This window comes from Acetobacterium sp. MES1, from assembly GCF_002237635.1.
Lineage (GTDB): Bacteria > Bacillota > Clostridia > Eubacteriales > Eubacteriaceae > Acetobacterium > Acetobacterium wieringae.
Genome location: NZ_MJUY01000009.1, coordinates 39,561 through 55,952, shown reverse-complemented (window position 1 = coordinate 55,952; position 16,392 = coordinate 39,561). Strand labels below are relative to the sequence as shown.

At 46.9% G+C, this 16,392-nt stretch carries 14 protein-coding genes and 2 riboswitches; of the genes, 12 read left to right on the top strand and 2 right to left on the bottom strand.

Annotation, left to right across the window (positions count from 1 at the left end; all coding sequences use genetic code 11):
• Positions 1-68 precede the first annotated feature (68 nt).
• Together BI182_RS02845 and thiC are read right to left on the bottom strand one after the other, a co-directional pair.
• On the bottom strand, positions 69-1,205 hold the full coding sequence (locus BI182_RS02845; RefSeq protein ID WP_070371685.1) for an SPM autocatalytic domain-containing protein: 1,137 nt from the start codon (positions 1,203-1,205) through the stop codon (positions 69-71).
• Between the two features lie 122 nt (positions 1,206-1,327).
• Positions 1,328-2,620, bottom strand: coding sequence for a phosphomethylpyrimidine synthase ThiC (gene thiC / locus BI182_RS02840; protein ID WP_286805422.1), 1,293 nt, complete (start codon positions 2,618-2,620; stop codon positions 1,328-1,330).
• A 107-nt stretch (positions 2,621-2,727) separates the two neighbouring features.
• A riboswitch (TPP riboswitch) is annotated at positions 2,728-2,824 on the bottom strand.
• Between the two features lie 435 nt (positions 2,825-3,259).
• Here thiC and BI182_RS02835 point away from each other — a divergent pair.
• From BI182_RS02835 to BI182_RS02780, 12 genes are all read left to right on the top strand, one after another.
• Positions 3,260-5,743: an HD domain-containing phosphohydrolase gene (locus BI182_RS02835; RefSeq protein WP_286805393.1), complete on the top strand. Its 2,484-nt coding sequence runs from the start codon at positions 3,260-3,262 to the stop codon at positions 5,741-5,743.
• A 28-nt stretch (positions 5,744-5,771) separates the two neighbouring features.
• Positions 5,772-6,227, top strand: a complete 456-nt coding sequence (locus BI182_RS02830) for a redoxin domain-containing protein (protein WP_228877897.1) — start codon at positions 5,772-5,774, stop codon at positions 6,225-6,227.
• A 156-nt stretch (positions 6,228-6,383) separates the two neighbouring features.
• On the top strand, positions 6,384-7,883 hold the full coding sequence (locus tag BI182_RS02825) for a phytoene desaturase family protein (protein WP_286805390.1): 1,500 nt from the start codon (positions 6,384-6,386) through the stop codon (positions 7,881-7,883).
• Entirely contained in the window at positions 7,880-8,740 is an 861-nt protein-coding gene (locus tag BI182_RS02820) for a phytoene/squalene synthase family protein (RefSeq protein WP_286805388.1), read from the top strand. Before BI182_RS02825 ends, BI182_RS02820 begins: the two co-directional genes overlap by 4 nt.
• Positions 8,741-8,763: 23 nt before the next feature.
• Positions 8,764-9,426: a diacylglycerol/polyprenol kinase family protein gene (locus tag BI182_RS02815; RefSeq protein ID WP_148636843.1), complete on the top strand. Its 663-nt coding sequence runs from the start codon at positions 8,764-8,766 to the stop codon at positions 9,424-9,426.
• A 13-nt stretch (positions 9,427-9,439) separates the two neighbouring features.
• A complete protein-coding gene (locus BI182_RS02810) occupies positions 9,440-10,294 on the top strand; it encodes a DUF92 domain-containing protein (protein ID WP_070371678.1) in 855 nt (284 codons plus the stop codon).
• Between the two features lie 42 nt (positions 10,295-10,336).
• Complete coding sequence (locus BI182_RS02805) at positions 10,337-11,314, top strand: tocopherol cyclase family protein (protein ID WP_250934362.1); 978 nt, start codon at positions 10,337-10,339, stop codon at positions 11,312-11,314.
• Positions 11,315-11,401: 87 nt separating this feature from the next.
• Positions 11,402-11,576: riboswitch (cobalamin riboswitch) on the top strand.
• A 116-nt stretch (positions 11,577-11,692) separates the two neighbouring features.
• Complete coding sequence (locus BI182_RS02800) at positions 11,693-12,724, top strand: alcohol dehydrogenase catalytic domain-containing protein (RefSeq protein WP_286805421.1); 1,032 nt, start codon at positions 11,693-11,695, stop codon at positions 12,722-12,724.
• A gap of 74 nt (positions 12,725-12,798) precedes the next feature.
• Complete coding sequence (gene trpD / locus BI182_RS02795; protein WP_070371675.1) at positions 12,799-13,911, top strand: anthranilate phosphoribosyltransferase; 1,113 nt, start codon at positions 12,799-12,801, stop codon at positions 13,909-13,911.
• A 9-nt stretch (positions 13,912-13,920) separates the two neighbouring features.
• Entirely contained in the window at positions 13,921-14,127 is a 207-nt protein-coding gene (locus BI182_RS02790; protein WP_286805383.1) for a hypothetical protein, read from the top strand.
• Between the two features lie 325 nt (positions 14,128-14,452).
• Positions 14,453-15,358 (top strand): 5'-nucleotidase, encoded by a 906-nt coding sequence (locus tag BI182_RS02785; RefSeq protein ID WP_286805381.1) that lies wholly within the window; start codon positions 14,453-14,455, stop codon positions 15,356-15,358.
• A 10-nt stretch (positions 15,359-15,368) separates the two neighbouring features.
• Positions 15,369-16,382 (top strand): PDDEXK nuclease domain-containing protein, encoded by a 1,014-nt coding sequence (locus BI182_RS02780; protein ID WP_286805380.1) that lies wholly within the window; start codon positions 15,369-15,371, stop codon positions 16,380-16,382.
• The last annotated feature ends 10 nt before the right edge of the window (positions 16,383-16,392 follow it).

Genomic DNA, 16,392 nt, shown 5'->3' with positions numbered 1-16,392 from the left:
TTTTGTCAATCATAATTAACAAAACCTCTTTTGATTGGGTCTGGCCATTATCTGATTCATCGCAGGTGTCAGATCGTCAGATCGATATGCTGGATGGTTCCGGCCGAACCATTTTCGTTTAAATAGATCCCGGTGCGCTGGAGTTGGCCGTTAGTCTGATTGTTGGCGCCTTTAAGGGCAAAGCTGGTATTGACGTTACCCAGATAAATGGCACCGATCCCTTTTTGGCCCAGAGCCATCAAAACATCTTTACCAGCAGCATCTTTGGACCAGATTTGCAATTTGTCATAAATAGCATCATTTTCATCGATCCAGTTATTGCCATCGGTATCGTACTTAGCCAGATCGTCAAAACCGTTGCCGCTTTGCGGCCCGAAGAGTTCGCTGCCGTCATTAATAGTGCCGTCTTCATTGAGATCCAGGGCCAGAAAGCCGCTGCCGGGACCGACAAAAGAAATTTGGTCGAGGCTGCCGTTGGCATCAATATCAAAGGCATATTTTTGCTCAGAGAGTGAGGCACTGCCAGTTCCGAAATTGATGACCAGCGGGTCGACTTGAACGGGTTCATTGCCAGCTTTGATATCCAGATTGGACTGGGAGATGAATTCCCGACTGAGATTTAATTGCAGATCGATATTGATCTGTCGGCCATCGGCAGTTGTGACGGCTGCCTGGGCCTGAAATGACGTGCTCTGGGCTTCATAGTGGGTGACACTCTGATGGTATTCAAAGCCACCACTGGCAGGAACGCTGTTGCGGGGTTGTGCACCGGCTAAACCCTGAGCCCATCCGGCGGCAGCACTCAGCAGTGAACTCCGGGTGGAATAGGCACTTTGGATCGCCTGACTCATTTTCGGGTCTTCCAGAGTGGCTTTTTTGGGCACCACAAATCTGATTTTTTTCTTGGTCAGTGCCTCAATCATCCGTTTTAGCAGGGTCAGCTGTTGTTCTTCCTTACTGGTCAGGGAGGAGGTTTCCTCCTCTTCGGCTGGGGCCGCCGATAGTGGCGCCGGGTTGTTTAACTGCAGATTTTTAGCCGCTTCTGATATTTCAAGGGTATCCATTCCCTTTGCTGAAGAAATGGTTGTGGTTGTCGTTTTAGAGTTGCCCTGAGCATCCCAGCTACGCAAGGATTCGACCGTTTTGGTGGCTTCCTTATAACTGCTTTGGCTGGCCATTGTAACGTTTGAACTTTCGATTTTCATAAATCCACCTCCATGTTTTTACGAAATGATTACGCCAGAAATAGACGCAATCCGCTAACATGGATATCGGCTGATTAAGAAAAAAGATAAGCTAAAATTGATCAAAAAACGAATAAAGTTGATTAATTCTCAGCGTGCAGGGACACGGTTTGACCATCCAGAATCATATTGGTGGTGCGCACCGCACACATTTTCCCGCACATTGAGCAGCTATGTTTTTCTTCGGTGGGGGTGCTTTCATAATAAGCCTGGGCTTTTTCGCCATCAATGGCCAGCTCAAACATGGTTTCCCAGTCAATCTGGCGTCGGGCATCGGACATTATATTATCCCAGTCCCGGGCCTGGGGAATGCCTTTGGCAATGTCGGCGGCATGAGCGGCAATCTTGGTTGCGATGATACCGTCCTTGACGTCATTGATATCGGGCAACCGTAAATGTTCGGCTGGCGTCACATAACAAAGAAAATCGGCGCCGTTGGCAGCAGCGATGGCACCGCCAATGGCGGCGGTAATATGATCATAGCCTGGAGCCACATCGGTGACCAGCGGACCGAGGACATAGAAGGGGGCATTGTGACACAGCCTTTTTTGAATAACCATATTGGCGGCAATCTCGTTGATGCCCATATGGCCCGGGCCTTCAACCATTACCTGAACGTCTTTAGCCCAGGCCCGTTTGGTCAGATGACCCAGTTCAATCAGTTCGCTGAGCTGGGAAGCATCAGAGCTGTCGTCAATACAGCCCGGGCGCAGGGCATCCCCCAAGCTGATGGTGACATCAAACTCCCGGAGGATTTCTAAAAACTCGTCGTAATATTCATAAAAGGGATTTTCGTTGCCGGTCATTTCCATCCAGGCAAAGATCAGTGAGCCACCCCGGGAGACAATATTGGTGCGTCGACCCGACCGCTTAAAGGCTTCCACCGCCCGCTTATTGATTCCGGCGTGGATGGTCATAAAGTCCACCCCTTCTTCGGCGTGGGCCCGAACCACCCGCATGAAATCCTGGGCGGTAATCGCCTGCAGATCTTTTTCCAGGTAGCCGATGGCATCATACATCGGAACCGTACCGATCATTGCCGGCGACAGTTCAAGCAGCTGCTTTCTAAAGGTATTGGTTTTTCCATAATTACTTAAATCCATAATCGCTTCGGCCCCAAATTTCAGGGATAGTTTGACCTTTTCCAGCTCCAGACTATAATCGTTACAATCCCCCGAGACCCCCAGGTTGACATTGATTTTGGTTTTCAGACCAGTACCGATGCCTTCCGGCGACAGGGTGAGATGTCGGACATTGGCCGGGATGGCAACCTGGCCACAGGCGACCAAAGCCATCAGTTTGGTCACATCAAGGCCTTCTTTTTGGGCCACGGTTTTCATTTCCGGGGTGATAATCCCCTTTTTTGCCGCCTCCATTTGGGTTTGGTAATTTTTCACAAGCGTTTCCTTTCTGATTTAAAATCTGGGGTAATAAAAAAGTGCCTTCCACAATAGGAAAGCACCAAACGTACGTATTAGAAATTAAGCTAAAACGCCTTGCCTCCCTACGTTAGTATTAACTAACAGGTTCAAAGGGTCAGGTTTTAACCTTCTCAACAATAAGTCCCCCCGCAAAAAATATTTAATTGTCAGCATTATATCATGGAAAATGAAAATGTCAAGATGTAAGAGTCGATCGGGTTGGTTCGAAATAAGTGCCCCCAGGGGGACTATACCAACAGCACGGCCATAAGTGCATTTTTATCGGGTGTCCCCAAAGGCCTGTTTATAGTCCGGGGATCAGGTCAAAAATTGCAGTGGAATTTACAAATAGGGACTGTCATTTTTGTTTGATTATTGTTATGATAAGGTTAAGGATCGATTTTAAGGATAAAAGCGCCGGTATACGGATACAATCAGAAAATGGCAATGCTAACGTTTAATAATTGTCGGATGTGTCAGAAAGAAATCAATGAATAACGTGAGTGTTGATTTTGAACAAATCACCGTTGCTGATAAAATGAAAACGATTGACAAATAAAAACGGGTCAAAGAAGAAGACCGAGATGGTGTCAGATGAAATTGAAATATAAAATAATTATAATCGCCCTTTGCAGTGCTGCAGTGCTTCTGGGGGTAACCTACGGAATTTTTTATTGGGTTTTTTACGGTTATGTTGACAATGCCCAGAAAAATCAGATGGATAAAGATTTTGAAATGGTTGAGACGATTATTGACAACGAAAAAGAAAACTTTAATAGCATTTTAAAGGATTGGGCCTATTGGGACGATACCTATAATTTTATCAATGATCATAATCCGGATTACGTGACCGTCAATCTGAATGACGAGACCATGGAAAACCTTGATTTAAACATGATGCTCTTTGTCAACCAAAGCGGTGTGGTGGTTGGCGCTGACGATTTTGACCTGACTGCAGAACAGACGGCGGCCCTGATTGAAAAAATTACCCGGAATAACTTTTATACCGGACTGTTGACGGATAATGCAGATGTCACAACGCATTTGATGATACTGGAAGGACAGCCCTATTTGATCGCCACCGGGCGGGTGAACAATTCCAATCATAATGCGGTCAGTAATGGTAGTCTGGTGATGGTCAGAACCTTTGATGACGAAATGACGGCTTACATTGAATCCTTAACAGGCGTCAATGTGGAATTGAGAGAAGCAGAAGCGGCGGCCACCATTCTCAAAAATCAAATTAGCAAAAGAGAATTTGATGGCAAACCCTATCTCACCGCCAGTCGGCTCTTCCCGGATGGCAGTGGCGAAGAAAATCTGGTCATGACGATTTCCCGGATGGAAGAAAACTACAGCTTTGTCAAGCACCAATTTAACCTCTTTATGGTCAGTTTTGTTGTCTTATTGTTACTGGTGCTGGGTATTGATTATTTAATTGTGAATCGCTATTTTTTAAAAAGAATCGAAAAACTGATCGCCTTTACCAAAGAAGTGGGGATAAAACGGGATACTTCCCTATCGATCAGCATGGAAGGGCAGGACGAGCTTAAAACCCTGGCGGTTTCCACCAATCAGATGCTTCAGGAAATTGATCAGGCGAATCAGCAGATTAAAATGATGGATGAACGCTATCGTCTGATTATGGAAGCCACCAATGACGGGTATCTGGATGTCTGGCTGCAAAAAAAAGAAGCGTATATCAGCCCTGAGTGGAAGCGGTTAATCGGCTATCGGGGGAAAGATGGCCGTCAGCTTTATGAGGATTATTTTTTAAAAATACATGGGGATTGCAAAAACCGGTTGGAAAGCAGTTTTATGGATATGCTCAGTGGTAAGGTGGACTACTTTGAAGGAGAATACCGGGTAATGTCGGAGCATTATGGCGTGATCTGGGTGTCCCATCGTGGTAAGGTGGTTCAGCGTGATCAGAACAATGAGCCGATTCGTTTTATCAGTACCCTGTCGGATATCACCAGAAGAAAGATCAATGAGGAAGAAATTCTCTTTTTGAGTTATTCAGATCCCCTGACTCGGCTCAAAAACCGGGCTTACATGAAAAAACAGTTTGAGGTTCTCAGTCAGCAACAAAATCCCCACTATTTTATTATCATGTGTGATATCAACGGTCTCAAGCTGACCAACGATGCCTTTGGTCATCAGGAGGGGGATCAGGTCATGGTGGCAGTGAGTAATGTGCTAAGGCGGATCTGTCGACCCACCGATTTTATTTCCCGATGGCCAGGTGATGAGTTTGTTATTTTACTTAAGGACATTGACCAGGAAGGCGTCTGTCAGCTGATCCGGGAGATTACGGATGAAACGGATAAAATTCGGGATTTTCACTTAAATGTCAGTTTAGCCATGGGTTATGCAGAAAGCAATGTGGATCTGAAAAGGCCGGAAGATGTGTTGAATCTGGCTGAAAATCGGATGTATCGTAATAAGCTGATGGAAAGCAGCAGTTCCCGGAATGCCACAATCCGATCTCTGGCCCGCACCCTCCATGAAAAAAGCACCGAAACCGAAGCCCATACCATGCGGATTACCCAGTTGAGCAAGGCCCTGGGCAGCCGTTTAAATCTCCGCAAGGATCAGCTGGACGAACTGGAGCTGTTATCGCTGCTCCATGATATCGGCAAAATCGGGATCCCGGAATATATTCTTGATAAACCGTCTAAACTTAGTAAGGAAGAATGGGAAATCATTAAAACCCATCCGGAAATCGGCTATCGGATTGCCAAGTCAACCCCCGCACTGGAACATATTGCCGAGGATATTCTGGCTCACCATGAAAAATATGACGGCAGCGGCTATCCCAATGGGTTAAAAGGCCAAACGATTCCCTACCTGGGTCGTATCATCAACGTGATTGATTCCTTTGATGTCATGACCCACAGCCGCAGTTATAAAAAGGCTAATGATCTGTCCTACGCCATCAGTGAGCTAAAAGGTTGTTCTGGCACTCAGTTTGACCCGGAAATCGTCAGAGTCTTTCTTAACATGATCGCCGATGAAGGTTTGCCGGTACAACTGGAAATCGTAGTGTCAAGCAATAATCAGGAAAATAAAAGTTAACAATAATAAATTTAAGGAGGAATCAGATATGACAGAGATCATTCAATTAGGGGCCATGGCGCCAGATTTTGCGTTGGTGGATCAAAATGGGGAGCTGGTCACCCTGAGTCAGTTTAAAGGGAAAAAGGTGCTTTTATCCTGGCATCCTTTGGCCTGGACCTCGGTATGCACCGATCAGATGCGTTCCCTTGATCGCAATGCCGATCGTTTTGCCGAAAAGAACACCGTGGTATTGGGTCTCAGTGTTGATCCCCAGCCATGCAAATCAGTATGGGCCCGGGCCTTATGTCTAAAACAGCTCAAGATCCTCTCGGATTTTAATCCCCTGGGGGCGGTTGCCCGGTCCTATGGGATCTTCAGCACCGAACATGGCGCTTCCAAACGGGCCAATATCCTGATCAATGAAGTGGGGATGGTGATCTGGGTTAAAAAATATGAAATCCGAACCTTGCCGGATGTGGAAGAAGTATTGGGAAAACTGTAATAAACCAGTCGCTTTTGATACAGCGTTGCCCCAGTCCCCTGGATCAAGAAACTGTTTGGTAAAGTTTTCAGCCGGTCAATACCCTGGGCAACCAGGGTGTTTTTTGAATTGTTTCGGGTATAAAAACAAGCAGATTTGAAATGAAGGGATGAATATATGAGCAGAAAGAAAATCATCGTCATCGGAGCTGGGGTCAGTGGCCTTGCCAGCGCCCTGCGGTTGTTAAATGAGGGCTTTGAAGTTGAGCTATATGAGAAAAATGACCAGGTCGGAGGACGGATGGGGGTCATTTCCGGAGAGGGTTTTACTTTTGATCTGGGCCCGACCATCTTGATGATGCCCCAGATCTATAACGAAGTCTTTAGTGTTTGTGGCCGGAATCCGGCCGATTATCTCCAGATGGAACGGCTGGACCCCATTTACAAGGTATATTTTGACGATGGCACCACCCATGAGGCGTCTTCAGAACTGAGCAGCTTGATTAAAACCCTGGAGTCGGTGGGTGAAGCAGAAACCCAGGGTTATCTGGCCTATCTGGCCGATGTCTATCAACGCTACCTGGTGGCCAAGGAACATTTTATTGAGCGTTCGTTCCGCAGCGCCAGTGATTTTTATAATCCGAAAACCCTATTGGCGGGGCTACGGCTGCGCACCTTTGACAATGCCTTTGACTCGGTCGGGAAGTTTGTCAAGGATCAAAAACTCAAGGAGCTGCTGAGCTTTCAGACCCTTTACATTGGCATCTCACCCTTTAATGGGCCTTCGATTTATACGATTATTCCAATGATCGAACTGACCTATGGTGTCTGGTTTTTAAAAGGGGGAATGCGGGCCATGGCTCAAGCGATGGAAAAACTGTTTTTGGAAATGGGCGGTAAGCTGGTTCTTAATGCCCCGGTAGAGCGGATTAATTGTGATGGCAACCGGGTTCGCAGCATCACTGTTGCGGGCCAGGAGCAAACCGCTGATGCGGTAGTCTGTTCAGCGGATTTTCCCTATGCCATGAAAGCCCTGCTACCGGACGATTTCAAGCACAAAAAATATCAACCTGACAAGGTCGAGGCGCTGGACTATTCCTGTTCAGCCTACATGCTCTATCTGGGTCTTGACAAGCGGGATTTTCCCGACCTCAACGTTCACAATCTGGTTTTTTCACAGAATTTTAAAGGCAATCTTGACGATATCTTTGCTGGACGTTTTCCGGCGGACCCGTCCATCTATGTTTATGCGCCAGCGTTGCTGGATGAGAGCCTGGCTCCTCCGGGGCAACTGGGCCTTTATGTCCTGGTGCCAGTACCCAATTTAAAAGATGGCCCACTGGACTGGAACGATCAGCAGGTCGTGGCTGGCTACCGTCAACAGGCCATGGATAAAATTCGCCAGATCAAGCCGCTGGCTGATTTTGAAGCCCATATTATTTTTGAAAAAAACTATACCCCCCTTGATTTCCGGGATGACTTCAATGCTCTGTTTGGAGCGACCTTTGGGCTGCGGCCAACCCTTTTGCAGAGCAATTACTGGCGGCCCCAGCCCAAGGCTATGAAGTATCAAAACCTGTATTTTACCGGTTCCAGCGCCCATCCCGGGGCGGGTGTGCCGATTGTATTGACCTCGGCCAAGATTACCGTGGCCGAAGTGGTGAGGGATTTAAAATGATCGAAGATGCGATTCAAAAGGATTTAAACTGGTGCGAAACCCTGATTCAAAAGAATTCCAGCAGTTTTTACCGGGCTTTCCGCAAATTGCAGAAAGAACAGGCCCAGGCAGTCTTTGCCATTTATGCCTTCTGCCGGATTGCCGATGACGCCATTGATGTCGATAACAATCCGGAGGTGGTTAAAGCGATGGCGGTAAAGCTGGCAGCATTTGAGGCCGGAGTAACCCCTGATGAACCGATGTGGCGGGCATTGCGCTGGGCCTTTGACCATTTTCCGCTAAAGATCCGACCTTTTCAGGAAATGCTGATTGGTCAGCTTCAGGATGTTGAATTTAAACAGCCGGAGACCTTTAATCATCTGCTTGACTATTGCTACCTGGTGGCGGGTACAGTAGGTTTAATGCTTTGTCCGCTGTTGGCGGAGCCGGTAACCATGGAAGCAGAGGCCTTGTCGGTGGAACTGGGGATTGCCATGCAGCTGACCAATATTTTGCGTGATGTGGGCACCGACTATCGCTTGCAGCGAATTTATCTGCCCGAGGATTTAATGAGCGCCTGGGGCGTTAGTCCCGAGGATTTGGCTGGACCGGAGCCAAGCTCGGAGTTGATCCAGCTATGGGAGTACCTTGCCACTGAAGCGGAAAGCCGCTATCAAAAAATCACAACAAATCTGGCGGTGTTTGATAAAAAAGCCCGGTTGCCAGTGTTATTGTCGTTACTTTATTACAGTAAAATTTTAAAACGGTGTCGGCAAGCCCGGTATCACTTATTGGATCGGCGGATTTATGTGCCCAAATGGGAAAAGGCCTTGCTCTATATTTCGGCCAACAAACAGCTGACATCTTTTGGGCAATAAGTGACAGAGAAGGGAGGCATAAAATGGAAAATAGCTGGAATAATATTCTGGGAATCGTCGTTTCGTTTATCTATGTGTTTGGTGTGATTTTTCTGGCAAAATTTTTGGAGCGCTTCGGCAAGGAAGCCAGCCGCAAGGCGGTTCATATTCTGGTTTGTAACTGGTGGCTGCTGGCGATGGTCTTTTTTGACAGCCCCTTTTGGGCAGCGGTGGTACCGGCTTGTTTTGTGATCCTGAATTATCTGTCCTATCGTTTTCAGATCTTTTCGTCAATGGAACGGGGGGGCGGAAAGGGTGATTTGGGTACGGTCTACTATGCCATTTCACTATTGCTGCTGGCCCTGATTACCTTTGGGCCGCTTAATAACCCGGTGGTTGGCGGCGTGGGGATTCTGATTATGGGTTACGGCGATGGTCTGGCTGCCGTGGTGGGAACCCGGTGGCCAAAGTGGCCGTATCAAATCCTCGGTTCCGAAAAAACGTTGTCGGGCAGTCTGACCATGCTGGGCGCTTCGTTTCTGGTGACGACACTCCTGCTGGCAGCAACTGGTCAGCCTCAGGTACTGATCCCAGCCATTACCCTAGCGCTGCTGGCAACCGTGCTGGAAGCCGCAACCCCGTTGGGGCTCGATAATCTGACTGTGCCTCTGGTCAGTGCCGGAGCCTATTATTTTTTATTTGTCTGATTGGAGGTGCAAAGTGGAAAATTTAACACAGTATAGTCTGGCAGCTCAGACCGGATCGACCCTGGAACACGTGATATATATTTTTTTGTCGCTGGCGGTTTCTGTTTTTGCCTTAAGGCGCAATGCCTTAACCCTATCGGCGGCGCTGGGAGCCTTCTTTCTGGCCGTCAGCCTTTACCTGGCCGGAGGGACGCTGTTTTTAATGTTACTGATGGTATTTTTTTTCAGCTCCACCTTTTTATCGCATTTCAAAGCCAGCTTGAAAGATCCCATTGAGGTTCGGATGCATGCCAAGTCCGGCCCCCGGGATCTGGTTCAAGTGGGCGCCAATGGTGGGGCCGCACTGATTATGGCGATTCCCTTTGCCTTATCGCAAAACCCCGCCTATCTGGTGGCAGTGGCGGCATCCTTTGCGGCCTGCAATGCCGATACCTGGGCTTCGGAAATCGGGATTCTCAGTAAGAAGGCCCCGGTTTCGTTACTTACCTTAAAACCGGTCAGCCCCGGACTTTCCGGGGGAGTCAGTCCGCTGGGTTTTTTGGCTTCGCTGGGTGGGTCGGCCGTGGTAGCCTTGACCTATGGTCTTTACCAGTTGGCGGCAGGCAACAGTGGGGTGCTTTTATTAATGCAAATCCTGATGATTACCTTTGGCGGGCTACTGGGATCAGTACTGGATAGCTTTATGGGTGCTGCTTTCCAGGCCAAATATATCAGCCATGAAACCGGTGAGCTGACCGAAAAACCGGTGGATAATAATAAGCCCAATCAGCTTTATAGTGGGCTGGCCTTTGTCAACAATGACTTTGTTAATTTTGCCAGTTCATTGCTGGCCGCCAGCCTGGTACTGCTTTTTGTCCAGCTGCAGTAACGGCCGGGATGGGGCAATCGTTTTGAGGAAAGGAGAAAACGGATGATTAAGCAGGCTTATTTTCAGGGAAAAAACAAAAAACGCCGCTATTTTGAAGGCTGGTATTTTAAATGCATCAGCGCCGATCGCAAACATGCCATTGCCATTATTCCGGGAATGGCCATCGATCCCCAGGGGAACCGGCAGGCTTTTATCCAGGTCATCAATGCTGTCACCGGAAAAACCTGGTATCATCATTTTCCCTATCCCGAGTTCAATGCCAGAACGGATCGGTTTGATGTGGAGATTGAGAATAATAGTTTTAACGCCCAGGGCCTATCGCTGAATGTCGATACGGCGGAAGGCAGTATCAAAGGGCGGTTGACCTTTCACAATAGCCATCCCTTTCCCAAGGGTTTAAAGCACCCGGGGATCATGGGGCCTTTTGGACTAGTGCCTTTTATGGAATGCTACCACGCTATTATTCATTTGTATCATGAAATAAAGGGTGAGATTGATCTGGATGGGGAGTTGATGGATTTTAATGGCGGAGTCGGTTACATTGAAAAAGACTATGGCCGATCCTTTCCTAAGACCTATCTCTGGTTACAGGCCAGCCATTTTGAGGCTGGCGATGCTTCATTTGTCTTTTCACGGGCGAATATTCCTTTTTTAGGGATGGAATTTCCCGGTTTCTTTGCTTACTTCACTGATTTTAGCGGGATTACCCGCCGTTTTGCGACCTATAATTTTTCCCGGTTGGAGAAATGGGAGGTCGATACCACAAAGGGAACCTGCGCTGGGGAACTTGAAGGTCCGAATGGGGCCCTCGCTTTTAAAGCACAGATGGCCAGTGGCGGACGGCTGCGGGCGCCGGTGGACGGACTGATGGATCGCGAGATTGTCGAGAGTATCACCGCCAAGGTTTGGCTGCGTTTAACAAACAATCAGGGCAATATCATCTTTGAGAGCATCAGCAGCGAAGCGGGGATGGAGATTTGTCTGGAGGAAGGGGTTGCAGTGAAGCAAGAATCCGAATAAATAAAACCCATTGTCAGGCAGAATCATTTATTGAAGTTGCCAAAAAGGTGTTTTATTGGGGATTGCAAGTATGATATAATAAGTCAAATTAAATAATCATTTTCAGGTGCCCCTCGGGGAGAATAGGAAAATAAGTGAGAAGCTTATACGGGCCCGCCGCTGTAAATTGGGAATTGCTGTCTGGATGCCACTGTTAAAAAATGGGAAGGCGACAGCGATGAGGATCATGAGTCAGAAGACCTGCCTGAGAATTAGATGATGAGAGATGTGGAAAGTCTACGCTTTGTTGGCGTAGCTTTTTTTTGTTTAAAAAGGATTTAAAGGCTTTGTAAACAGTGACCAGAGAATAAAAAATAAGCGAGGGACGAATTGAAAGCAGTGGTATTGGAAAAACCGGGAGAATTGGTGATAAAAGATAAGGACATGCCGGTCTGTGGTGATGGCGAGATGCTTGTTAAGGTCAGAGCCTGCAATATTTGCCGAACTGATTTAAAATGTGCCACCATGGGCCAACGGGATCTGGTTTATCCCCGGGTATTGGGACATGAAATTGCCGGCGAGATCATTGCCAGAGGCAAAAATGTAAATGGTTATCCGGTAGGTCAACGGGTGTCTATTCATCCGGGGATTTCCTGTGGGGTTTGCGACTATTGTAAAAGTGGTCAGGATAATCTTTGTGATCAGATTAAGATTATGGGCTTTAATTTTGATGGTGGTTTTCAGGAAGTGATCAAAATTGATAAGCAGGCGATCAAATCCAAGATTGTCAATCTGATTCGGAATGATGATCTGGCTTATGAAGAAATATCGTTTATTGAACCACTGGCCTGTTGTGTCAACATTCAGGATCGCCTTCAGTTGAACCGGAAAGCGGCGCTGGTCATTATCGGTGGCGGCCGTTTGGGCCTGCTTAACCTGTTTGTGGCGAAAGCGGAAGGAATCCAAAATGTGATCCTGATCGAAGCCAATGAAGAGCGTCGTAACCGTGGCAAAGCCTTGGGATTTGATGCCGTTTTTAGCGGCGATGAGCCAGATCTGCTCGATCAGTTAAAGAGTTGCAGCAATGGTCATGGAGTCGACGGAGTAATCCCCTGCTGTCCAGGGCCAGAGGCCTTTGATCTGGCCCTGGAAATCCTCAGAAAACAGGGAACGCTCGGTTATTTCAGTGGACTAAGCCGCAATGAAGACTTCCAACTGGACATCAACCGGATTCACTACAAGGAAATTACCGTAGTCGGATCTTATGGCTGCAGTGTTAAGCATAGTCAAAAGGCCAAAACCCTGCTTGAATCAAGAAAAATTGATGTCCGGCCACTTATTTCTCATCGGGTCAAACTGGAAGAACTGGAACGGGGAATGGACTATATTAGAAACAGCGATGGTTATTCAACCATTGTGGTGATGAAGTGATGGCCGTCTGTCAAAGTGAGATCGAAGCAGTAGTGAATTAATAAATAAGAAAGAAAAATTAAAGGAGCAATTAAATGGAAAAAACAATCAGCATGAAAGATTATGGTCAGGTGATTACCCAGCTGATCAATAAGGAAAACCTGTCAAAAGATGATTCCAAAGAAATGTTCATGGAAATATTAAGTGATAAGCAAACAGCCATGCAACAGGGCGCTTTTTTAGCGGCCCTCAGTGCGAAAGGGGCAACCCCGGCAGAAGTGGCCGGAAGTTTTGAAGCGATTTATGAAGTGGATACCTTTAAGGTGGAACCGGTCACTGAGTTTCCGATTGTGGATAACTGCGGCACCGGGATGGATAGTTTTAAAACCTTTAATATCAGCACCGTGGCATCGATTATTGCCGCTGCTGCCGGAATCCCCATGGCTAAACACGGTTCCCGGGCCTTGACCTCGGTCTGTGGTACCATCGATGTGCTGGAAGCCCTGGGTATCGATATGGATTCTAATGTCGATCTGGTTAAAGAAAGCATCGAAAAGGCCGGGATTGGTATTTTTAATGGGATGAGCCCGGAGGTTCATCCGGTAGCTCTGGGGCGGGTTTTATCGCAAATTTCATTTGGCAGTGTGCTGAATATTTCGGCATCGCTGGCAAACCCGGCGCTGCCGCAATATGGGGTCAGAGGGGTCTACTCCAAAGAAATGCTGGATTTTGTGCCCCAGATCATGGCGGAGATCGGTTATAAACGGGCCATTGTGGTTTTTGGCGAGGTTGGCGACCAGGCCATTGATGAGGCTTCAACCCTCGGTACTACCCATATTGCTGAGCTGAAAGAAGATGGTAGTGTGGAAAAATATACATTTAATCCACAAGATATGTTGATAACTCCTGGAATTGTGGATGAAATCCGCACCTTTAATTCGGTTGAAGAATCGGCGCTATGTATTGTCCGATTGTTAAAAGGCAAAGAAACCAAGACCCGGGAAGATATTGTTGCCTTAAATGCCGGACTGATTCTGTATTTACGGGACAAGGCGCCCAGTATTCGGGAAGGTTATGAAATGGCCCTGGAACTGATTCATAATGGGGCGGCCTGGGAAAAACTCAAGACCTGGGTCAACTATCAGAATCGTGATGGTGTTAAGGGCCTAAAGATTTTGTCAGCGCTTGAAAAAAAGGTTCAGGGTTAGGCAGCGTTGATGATTCTTTATGCGTTAAAAGCGGCCGAAGGTTATCTGAAAATGGCTGAAAATGGCGGATTTACCCTGGTTGGCATCAACAAGGCCAGCGTTTATCCGGAGAATGGACTCGATCAATTGATCGCCACAAAAAATGAGCTGGGTGATGAACTGACCGAGCTCCGGATTGTCAAGTTGACCCTGGAGGAAACTGATTTTTTTGCTTGAATGGCCGCTAAATTTTTAAAGTTATATTTACGGATTTCGATATCAATGGTATGATAAAAACAGAATAAATGGGTGACACCATAAAATTAAAAGAACCTTTTTCTTCGAAAAAGGTTCTTTTAATATCTGAAAAATTTCTGGAACGTTGACCCTTGCTGAAGTTATCCAGGGATATCGATTGTGGATAACTTTTAACCGGGTGTCCGGCTGATGGGGAAAAAATGGCTTATTTATCCACATTATACCGGATTTCCCGGGATAATGTGGATAAGTTGTGTGAATAAGGTTAAATTATCGATAAGATTGGGAAAGAAGGGGGAAACGGATGCATAAATTTGAAAACTGTCTGGTGGTGGGAATCTCTTCCCGGGCGCTTTTTGATCTGGAGGAAGAAAATCGGATCTTTGATGAAGCAGGGGTGGACGCGTACACAAAATATCAGATTGAACATGAAAACGATATTTTAAAGCCGGGAACCGGTTTTGCTCTGATTAAGGCCTTGCTGAAGCTTAATGAAATCGGTTCGGATGAGCGTAAGACTGAAATCATTGTGATGTCCCGCAATAATGCCGATAGTAGTCTGCGGATTTTTAACTCAATCAGGCATTACCAATTGGATATCACCCGGGCGGCACTGGTTAGCGGGGCCATGCTGGCGCCCTATCTGGAAGCCTTTAATACCGATCTTTTTCTTTCCGCCAATGAGGAGGATGTTCAGGAAGCCATTAATGCTGGAGTCGCTGCGGGGATTATTTATACCCAACACTTGACCTATAACGAAATAAAAGAAATCGATCAGATCCGGATCGCCTTTGATGGCGATGCGGTGCTTTTCTCGGATGAGTCCGAGCGGATCTATAAAAGCCAGGGCATTGAGGCCTTTCAGGCCAATGAAACCAAAAATGCCCGCAAACCTCTGCCCGAAGGGCCCTTTGCCCGATTTTTAAAAACCCTGTCAGCGATTCAGAAAGCCTTTGATAAAAACCGGGCTCCCATCCGCACCGCCTTGGTCACCGCCAGAAATGCGCCGGCTCACGAGCGGGTGATTCGAACCCTACGGGCCTGGGATGTGCGGATCGATGAAGCCTTTTTCCTCGGCGGCATGAGCAAACAGGAAGTGCTCAAGGCCTTTGGAGCCCATATCTATTTTGATGACCAGGCCATCCACACCGATGCGACGGCGGAATTTGTCCCCTCTGCCCGGGTACCGTATAAGAATAATGAGGAATAGGAATAATAAAATGGAACCATTAGTTAACGCCAAGTTATATGAAAACATCCGGATCACTGTCGCCGAGGCCCAGAAAAAAGTTTACGCCACGGTGAATTTTGTCATGGTCGAAACCTATTGGAATATTGGCAGGCAGATTTATGAAGCCCAGGGAGAAAATGACCGGGCGGAGTATGGCACCGGATTGTTAAAAGAATTGTCGGTAAAGCTGACAGCTGAGTTTGGTAAAGGGTTTGAAGCATCAAACCTCAGAAGGATGAGGCAGTTTTATTTGGTGTTTCAGAAACGTGACGCACTGCGCCACGAATTAAGCTGGACCCATTATCGAATGCTGTTGAAGGTCGAAAATGAAAAGGCCCGGGAGTTTTATCTGGATGAATGTGCAAAATCCGGTTGGAGCACCCGGCAATTGGAACGCCAAATCAATTCCTTCTACTATGAGCGGCTTCTTTCCAGCCAGGATCAGGATAGGGTCCGAAAGGAAATTCAAAGACTTGAACCGGGCGTGGGCACGAAAGATATTATCAGAGATCCTTATGTTCTTGAATTTCTGGGACTTGAACAAACCTCAAATCTTTACGAAAAAGATTTGGAACAAGGATTAATCAATCACTTACAAAAATTTCTGCTGGAACTGGGACGGGGGTTTTCCTTTGTCGCCCGACAAAAACGCATTTCTTTTGATGGTGAGCATTACTATATTGATCTGGTCTTCTATAATTATATATTAAAGTGCTTTGTGATTATCGACTTAAAAGTTGGTAAACTCACCCATCAGGATATTGGTCAGATGCAGATGTACGTTAATTATTACACCAGAGAGATGAGAAACGAAGGCGATAATCTTCCCATCGGCATTATCTTGTGTGCAGATAAAAGTGAGTCAGTTGTTAAGTATACACTGCCGGAAAATAATAATCAGATTTTCACCTCAAAATACAAGCTGTATATGCCCACCGAGGAAGAATTGAAACAGGAACTGGAGAAAGAACAGCAGTTGCTGGAAATTGAAAAGAACGTGTAAGGAATAAAGA

Excerpts from the sequence above, each read along its gene's own strand:
- BI182_RS02845 (WP_070371685.1), bottom strand. The coding sequence starts at position 1,205 with ATGAAAATCGAAAGTTCAAACGTTACAATGGCCAGCCAAAGCAGTTAT.
- thiC (WP_286805422.1), bottom strand. The coding sequence starts at position 2,620 with ATGGAGGCGGCAAAAAAGGGGATTATCACCCCGGAAATGAAAACCGTG.
- BI182_RS02835 (WP_286805393.1), top strand. The coding sequence starts at position 3,260 with ATGAAATTGAAATATAAAATAATTATAATCGCCCTTTGCAGTGCTGCA.
- BI182_RS02830 (WP_228877897.1), top strand. The coding sequence starts at position 5,772 with ATGACAGAGATCATTCAATTAGGGGCCATGGCGCCAGATTTTGCGTTG.
- BI182_RS02825 (WP_286805390.1), top strand. The coding sequence starts at position 6,384 with ATGAGCAGAAAGAAAATCATCGTCATCGGAGCTGGGGTCAGTGGCCTT.
- BI182_RS02820 (WP_286805388.1), top strand. The coding sequence starts at position 7,880 with ATGATCGAAGATGCGATTCAAAAGGATTTAAACTGGTGCGAAACCCTG.
- BI182_RS02815 (WP_148636843.1), top strand. The coding sequence starts at position 8,764 with ATGGAAAATAGCTGGAATAATATTCTGGGAATCGTCGTTTCGTTTATC.
- BI182_RS02805 (WP_250934362.1), top strand. The coding sequence starts at position 10,337 with ATGATTAAGCAGGCTTATTTTCAGGGAAAAAACAAAAAACGCCGCTAT.
- trpD (WP_070371675.1), top strand. The coding sequence starts at position 12,799 with ATGGAAAAAACAATCAGCATGAAAGATTATGGTCAGGTGATTACCCAG.
- BI182_RS02790 (WP_286805383.1), top strand. The coding sequence starts at position 13,921 with ATGATTCTTTATGCGTTAAAAGCGGCCGAAGGTTATCTGAAAATGGCT.
- BI182_RS02785 (WP_286805381.1), top strand. The coding sequence starts at position 14,453 with ATGCATAAATTTGAAAACTGTCTGGTGGTGGGAATCTCTTCCCGGGCG.
- BI182_RS02780 (WP_286805380.1), top strand. The coding sequence starts at position 15,369 with ATGGAACCATTAGTTAACGCCAAGTTATATGAAAACATCCGGATCACT.